Below are 7,194 nucleotides of genomic sequence, written 5' to 3'. Positions count from 1 at the left end.
CGCAGGGCCTCGCCGAGGCCGCCGCCGTGGCCCGGGGCCGGGGCGCCCCGGCGGTGGCGGCGCAGCTCGGGCTGCTCGCCGCCCGGCACACCCCGGACGACGAGGGCGCGATCATCATCCAGCGCCGGCTCGACGCGGCCGAGGACGCGCTGTTGGCCGGTGAGACCGAGCTCGGCCGGAGCACCGCCCGCGATGTGCTGGCCGTCGCCACCGACCCCGCAGACCGGGTGCGGGCCTGGATCGCGGTGATCGACTCGGTCGGCCACGCCCTGGGCAAGGTGGACGACGTCTATCCGCAGGCCCTGGCCGACGCGGGCGACGACCCCCGGCTGCTGGGGCTGGTCCGCTACCAGATGGCGTGGCGGCACGTCGTGGTGGACGGCTCGATCCGGGAGGGCGCAGCGGAGGCAGGGCGCGCCGCCGAACTGGCCGCGCAGGCAGGCGACCGGCGTACGGAGCTGCTCGCGCTGTCCTTCCAGGCGCTCCAGGAGTCGCTGATCGGCGATCCGCGCGCGCCGGAGACCCTGGAGCGGGCGCTGCGCGAGCCGCAGCTTCCCGACGTGGCGTGCAGCCACAACGGCCCCGGCTACACCCGTTTCCGGTACCTGATGATGGTCGACGATCTGGACGGCGCCCGCGCCACCATCGCACCGCTGGTCAGCGAGGCCGCCCGGCGCGGCGCGGTGGAGAGCGAGCTGCTGTTCCGGCGCAATCTCGCCGAGACCGAGCTGCGGGCCGGCCGCTGCGGCGCGGCCCTCGAACTGGCCCACGAAAGTCTGCGGCTGGGCCAGGACTCGGGCGTCGGCGAGGGTTGGGCACTGCAGATCGCCTCGCTGGCCGAGGCGGCCGGCGGCTCCACCGAGAAGGCTCTGTCACTGGCCGCCGAGGCGGTGCGCAGGGCCGAGGAGGCCGGCGACCCGATGTCTCTGTCGCGGTATCTGTACGCGCTCGGCCACGCCCGTCTGGTCTCCGGTGACGCGCCGGGCGCGGTGCAGGCGCTACGCCGGGTACGGCAGCTGGAGCGGGAGCTCGGGGTGACCGAGCCGGCGCGCGGGCGCTGGCAGGCCGACCTCGCCGAGGCCCTCGTACTCGTCGGCGAGCTGGCCGAGGCCCAGGAGGTCATCGACACCACCCGGGTCTTCGCCGCTCGACTCGGCCGGGCCAGCATCCTCGCCGTCCTCGACCGCTCCGACGGCCTGGTCAAGGCCGCCCGGGGGGACCTGGACGCCGCCGCCGCACTGCTCGCCGCCGCACGGCAGCGCCTCGGGATGCTCGGGTACGGCCTGGAGGAGGCCCGGGCGGCCCTGGCGCTGTCCCGTGTCGAGCGGGAGCGCCGCAATCCGTCCGCCGCGCGTACGGCGCTCCAGGACGCCGCCCGCATCTTCAAGCGCGCCAAGGCCCTGCCCTGGCTCCAACTGGTCGGCTCGGCCCCGGCCGGGGCCCCGGCGCCGGTCGCGCCAGCTGAAGCGCCGGCCGCCGCGGAGGGCCAGGGCGACCAGGGGATCCCGGACTTCAGCACGCTCGCCGCGATGGAGCGTCAGGTCGCCGCGCTCGTGCTGGAGGGGGCGACCAACCGCGAGATCGCGGCGACCCTCTTCATCAGCGTGAAGACCGTCGAGGCCACGCTCACGCGGGTCTACCGCAAGCTGGGGATCCGCTCCCGCGTGGACATCGTCCGGCTGGCGGCGCGGCGCCGCGCGGCGGGCTGACAGGCTGACGAGCCGTCAGGGAGGCGCGGACCAGGGGTAACCAAGGGTTATCCCTACCCGTCCCCCACAAGGGGCTTCCCTCATTGGGGCCGGGGTGCGGTCGCTCTACCTTAAGGATCGCACCAGTAGCAACAACCTCTTCAAACACGGCAGTGCGTCCGCGTCGTCGGCGGCGGTACGTTACCTCAGCGGCACGAACGGCACCGTCAGCAGGGTCAGCAAGATCTGGATCAACCCCGGCTACACCGACGCCACCAACGGCGACGACGTGGCCGTGCTCACCTTCTCCACCTCGATGCCGTACACCACGGCCTCGTACGTCTCCTCGTCGGACACCGGCGTCTACGCGGCCGGCACCACCGCCCGCATCCTCGGCTGGGGCACCACGTCCGAGAGCGGCAGCTCGTCCAACCAGCTCCGCACCGCGACCGTCCCGATCGTGTCCGACTCCAGCTGCAAGAGCTCCTACGGCTCCAGCTTCGTCGCCACCGACATGGTCTGCGCCGGATACACCTCCGGCGGTGTGGACACCTGCCAGGGCGACAGCGGCGGCCCGCTGCTCATCGGGGGCGTCCCTGGCAGGCATCACCTCCTGGGTGAGGGCTGCGCCGAGGCCGGCTACCCCGGCGTCTACACCCGGCTGACGACCTTCTCGTCGCTGGTGACGACGCAGATCAACTCCTGACTACCCGTCAGGTTGCACCAGGGGGCGCTGCGAGCCGCTACGAGCGGCTCCCGGCGCCCCCTATCCATTCGCGCCCGGCCCCCTGTCGAGGGCGCCGCCACCGGCGTACGGCCACCGTAAAGACATGTCAGGCGAACCACCCCTTAACAGCCGTACCGGTCGCCCCGCGGGACAGGGCAGTGTAGACATGGGCCTATGGTCCGGCTGTGGGGCCGGGTACGCAGCGTTGCCGGTCAGGTCTTCGTCCTGCAGGTAGTGATCGTGTTGCTGCTCGGCGTGGGCGCGGTGGCGGCTCTCGTGCTGCAGTCGGAACACGACAGCACCACGGAGGCCCGCAATCGGTCGCTCGCCGTCGCCCAGACCTTCGCGAGCTCACCAGGGATCGTGCAGGCACTGGCCTCGCCCGACCCGACGGCGGTGCTGCAGCCACGCACCGAGTCGGCCCGCAAACGGACCGGCGTGGACTTCATCGTCGTGACGAACACCAAGGCCATCCGCTACACCCACACCAAGCCGAACCGCATCGGCAAGAAGTTCGTCGGGAACATCCAGCCTGCGCTGCACGGCCACATCGTCATCGAGAAGATCAAGGGGACCATCGGCCCGCTGGTGCAGGCGATCGTGCCGGTCTACGACGACAAGGGCAAGGTCGTCGGGGCCGTCTCCGCCGGCGTCACCCTCAGCAAGGTCCGGGGGGTCGTCGACCGCCAGCTGCCGGTGCTGCTCGGCGCGGCGGCGGCCGGGCTGGCGCTGGCCACCGGCGGGACGGCGCTGATCAGCAGGAGACTACGGCGGCAGACCCACGGCCTGGGCCCGCTGGAAATGACCAAGATGTACGAGCACCACGACGCCGTGCTGCACGCGGTGCGCGAGGGCGTGCTCATCGTCGGCGGAGGTGAGATCGGGGGCGTAGGCCGACCACGGAACGGAAAGGGCAGGTCTGAGACCGAGGGAGAGCGCCGGCTGCTGCTCGCCAACGACGAGGCCCGGCGCCTGCTGGACCTGCCCCCGGACGCCGAGGGCCGCCCGGTCACCGAGCTGGGCCTCAATCCGCAGATCACCGACCTGCTGGTGTCCGGGCAAGAGGCCACCGACGAGGTCATGCTGGTCGGCGGCCGGCTGCTCGCGGTGAACAACCGGCCCACAGACCGCGACGGCGGGCCCCCGGGCTGTGTCATCACCCTGCGTGACTCCACGGAGCTGAAGGTGCTGTCCGGACGGGCCGAGGAGGCGCAGACCCGGCTGCGGCTGCTGTACGACGCGAGCATGGCGATCGGCACCACCCTGGATGTCGTACGGACCGCCGAGGAGTTGGCGCAGGTCTCGGTCCCCCGGCTGGCCGACTTCGTCACCGTCGGGCTCGTGGAGACCGTGCTGCGCGGCGAGGAGCCCCGGGCGGGCGACGGCGCGGAGCTGCGCCTGGTCGCCGTGCACGGCATCCGGGACGACCACCCGCTCTATCCGCCTGGCCGGCTGATCACCTTGAACCCGGACACCCTGCAGGGGCAGGGCTTCGGCACCGGCAAGTCGGTCCTCGTACGCGACCTGCACGAGGCCTGGGAGTGGCGAGCCCAGGACCCCGACCGTATGCAGCAGGTGCTCGACTACGGGATCCACTCGCTGATGACGGTCCCGCTGCGGGCCCGGGGCGTGCTGCTGGGCATGGTGAACTTCTGGCGCTCGGAGAAGCCCGAGCCCTTCGAGGAGGAGGATCTGTCGCTGGCGGAGGAACTGGTCGCCAGGGCCGCGGTGTGCATCGACAACGCCCGCCGCTACACCCGCGAGCACGCCATGGCCGTGACTCTGCAGCGGAGCCTGCTGCCGCGCGTGCTGCCCGAGCAGAGCGCCCTCGACGTCGCGCACCGGTATATGCCGGCACAGGCCGGGGTCGGCGGGGACTGGTTCGACGTAATTCCACTGCCGGGCGCCCGGGTCGCGCTGGTGGTCGGCGACGTGGTCGGGCACGGGCTGCTGGCCGCCGCCACGATGGGCCGGCTGCGGACCGCCGTGGACAACTTCTCGACCCTCGACCTGCCACCGGACGCGATTCTCGGGCATCTCGACGAGCTGGTCAGCCGACTCGACCGGGACCAGGCCGAGAGGGCCTCCGAGGGCCCGGGGGGCACCGAGGCCGGCGTGATCGCCATCGCTGGGGCCACCTGCCTGTACGCGATCTACGATCCGGTGTCCGGGCACTGCAGCCTGTCGCGCGCCGGGCATCCGGTGCCCGCGCTCGTCGCGCCCGACGGCGACGTCACCTATCCCGACGTGCCCGCCGGGCCGCCGCTGGGTGTGGGCGGCCTCCCCTTCGAGACCACGCAGCTGACCCTCCCCGAGGGCGCGCTGCTGGTCCTCTACACCGACGGCCTGGTCGAATCCCGCGACCGGGACATCGATGTCGGCCTCGGCCTGTTGCGCGACGCCCTGGCCGGCCACCCCGGCCGCTCCCCCGACGACACCTGCACCACAGTCATCGACTCGCTGCTCCCGGAACGCCCCGGGGACGACATCGCCCTGCTGGTGGCCCGTACGCGCCGCCTCCACGCCGACCGCGTCGCCGAGTGGGAGGTTCCCAACGACCCGGCCGCCGTCGCCGGGGTCCGGGCCTCGGTCTCCCGCAAACTGGCGGAATGGGGCCTCGAAGAGCTCACGTTCAGCACCGAGCTCATCCTCAGCGAGCTGATCACCAACTCCATCCGCTACGCCATCGGCCCCATCCGCGTCCGCCTCCTCCGCGACCGCACCCTCATCTGCGAGGTCTCCGACTCCAGCAGCACCTCCCCCTACCTCCGCTACGCCGCCACCACCGACGAAGGCGGCCGCGGCCTCTTCCTCGTCGCCCAATTCGCCGAACGCTGGGGCACCCGGTACACCGACGAGGGCAAAGTCATCTGGGCCGAGCAACAGCTCCCCCCAGACGCTACGCCGCCGGACTGACCCGCCCGGGGGGCGGGGCCGCATCGTGAGCCCCCTCTCCACGCCGCCCTCGTGGGCACTGCGCTGGCTTCGGGCGGCTGCGCGGGCCCCCATCCCCACCGCCGCTCTCGCGGGGCGCTGCGCTGGCTTCGGGCGGCTGCGCCGGACTCCGTCCGCCGGGCCGGAGTGATCCCAACCGGCGCCGTCAGGCCGCCGGCACCACCCGACCCGCAGGCGAGGCCGCATCGTGATGGATCGGGGTGTGCGCGCCGGTGAGCGGCACGCCGGTGCCGCCGCGGCGGTCGGCGACGATTTCGGCGGCGATGGACAAGGCGGTTTCCTCGGGGGTGCGGGCGCCGAGGTCGAGGCCGATGGGGCTGCGGAGGCGGGCGAGTTCGAGTTCGGTGAGGCCGATGTCGCGGAGGCGTTGGAGGCGGGATTGGTGGGTGCGGCGGGAGCCCATGGCGCCGACGAAGGCGAGGGGCATGCGGAGGGCGCGCTCGAGGAGGGGGACGTCGAACTTGGCGTCGTGGGTGAGGACGCAGATGACCGTGCGGCCGTCCACCTCGGTGGACTCGAGGTAGCGGTGCGGCCAGCTGACGACGACCTCGTCGGCGTCGGGGAAGCGGGCGCGGGTGGCGAAGACCGGGCGGGCGTCGCAGAGGGTGACTCGGTAGCCGAGGAACTTGCCGATGCGCACGACGGCGGCGGCGAAGTCGATGGCGCCGAAGACCAGCATGCGCGGAGGCGGCACGCTGGACTCGACCAGGAGGGTCAGGGGCTCGCCGCAGCGGCTGCCGTCGGCGCCGATGTGGGCAGTGGCGGTGCGACCGGCTTCGAGGAGCGCGCCGGCCTCGCCGGAGGCCGTACGGTCCAGCTCGGGGTCGCCGAGCGTGCCGTCGTACGAGCCGTCGGAACGGATGAGCAGTCCGCGCCCGAGCAGTTCCGCCGGGCCCTCGACGATCCTGGCCACCGCGGCCGCGGCCCCGGCGCCGGCGGCGGCCAGGGCCGCGGTGAACTCCGGCCGTCCGGACACCCGTTGGATGAAGATGTCGATGACGCCGCCGCAGGTCAGGCCCACGACGAAGGCGTCGTCGTCGGAGTAGCCGAAGCGCTGGAGCACGGGTTCGCCGGTCTCCAGGACTTCCTGGCACAGGTCGTAGACCGCGCCTTCCACACACCCGCCGGACACGCTGCCGACCGCCGTCCCGTCGGCGTCGACGGCGAGTGCCGCGCCGGGCTGCCGGGGCGCGCTGCCGCCGACCGCGACGACCGTCGCGACGGCGAAGGACCGCCCCTGCTCGCACCAGCGGTGCAGCTCGTCAGCGATGTCCAGCATCTGGGGGCTCCTTTGCTACTTGACGCCGAGCCAGGACTCGATCGGATTGAGGGCGAAGTACACCGTGAAGACGCCCGTCAGGATCCACATGAACAGCCCGGGCTCGCGGAACTTGCCCTGGGCCGCCTTGATGGCCGTGTACGCGATGACCCCGGCGCCGACGCCGGCGGTGATGGAGTACGTGAACGGCATCAGCGCGACCGTCAGGAAGACCGGGATCGCGATGGACCGGTCGGCCCAGTCCACGTGCCGGGCGTTGCCCATCATCAGCGCGCCGATGACGACCAGGGCGGCGGCCGCCACCTGTCCCGGCACGATCTGCGCCAGCGGGGTGAAGAACAGCCCGGCCGCGAAGAGCAGGCCCGTGACGACCGAGGACAGACCGGTCCGGGCGCCCTCGCCGACGCCGGTGGCGGACTCGATGAAGACGGTCTGCCCGGAGGCCCCGGAGATGCCGCCGATCGCGCCGCCGGCGCCGTCGATGAACAGGCGGTGGCCCGCTGCACGGTCGGTCGCGGCGCCGGGGCGCCGGGGCCACCCGCCGC

At 72.9% G+C, this 7,194-nt stretch carries 3 protein-coding genes and 2 pseudogenes; 3 read left to right on the top strand and 2 right to left on the bottom strand.

From position 1 onward, the window contains the following. From EFK10_RS04905 to EFK10_RS04895, 3 genes and pseudogenes are all read left to right on the top strand, one after another. The coding region (locus tag EFK10_RS04905) for a helix-turn-helix transcriptional regulator (RefSeq protein ID WP_164835821.1) at positions 1-1,709 on the top strand (1,709 nt) is incomplete at its 5' end. 141 nt (positions 1,710-1,850) lie between these two features. After that, positions 1,851-2,394: pseudogene (locus EFK10_RS04900) on the top strand (S1 family peptidase); the annotation flags it as partial. 195 nt (positions 2,395-2,589) lie between these two features. Then, a complete protein-coding gene (locus EFK10_RS04895) occupies positions 2,590-5,331 on the top strand; it encodes a SpoIIE family protein phosphatase/ATP-binding protein (RefSeq protein ID WP_127354539.1) in 2,742 nt (913 codons plus the stop codon). A gap of 184 nt (positions 5,332-5,515) precedes the next feature. Here EFK10_RS04895 and EFK10_RS04890 read toward each other — a convergent pair whose 3' ends face one another. Both EFK10_RS04890 and EFK10_RS04885 read right to left on the bottom strand, forming a co-directional pair. Further along, positions 5,516-6,649, bottom strand: coding sequence for an XdhC family protein (locus tag EFK10_RS04890; protein ID WP_127354538.1), 1,134 nt, complete (start codon positions 6,647-6,649; stop codon positions 5,516-5,518). Positions 6,650-6,664: 15 nt separating this feature from the next. Then, positions 6,665-7,138 (bottom strand): annotated as a pseudogene (locus tag EFK10_RS04885) (solute carrier family 23 protein); the annotation flags it as partial. Positions 7,139-7,194: the final 56 nt, after the last annotated feature.

The sequence above is a fragment of the Streptomyces soli genome (assembly GCF_003999195.1).
GTDB classification, from domain to species: Bacteria; Actinomycetota; Actinomycetes; order Streptomycetales; family Streptomycetaceae; genus Actinacidiphila; species Actinacidiphila soli.
This window is presented reverse-complemented; position numbering and strand designations above follow the sequence as displayed.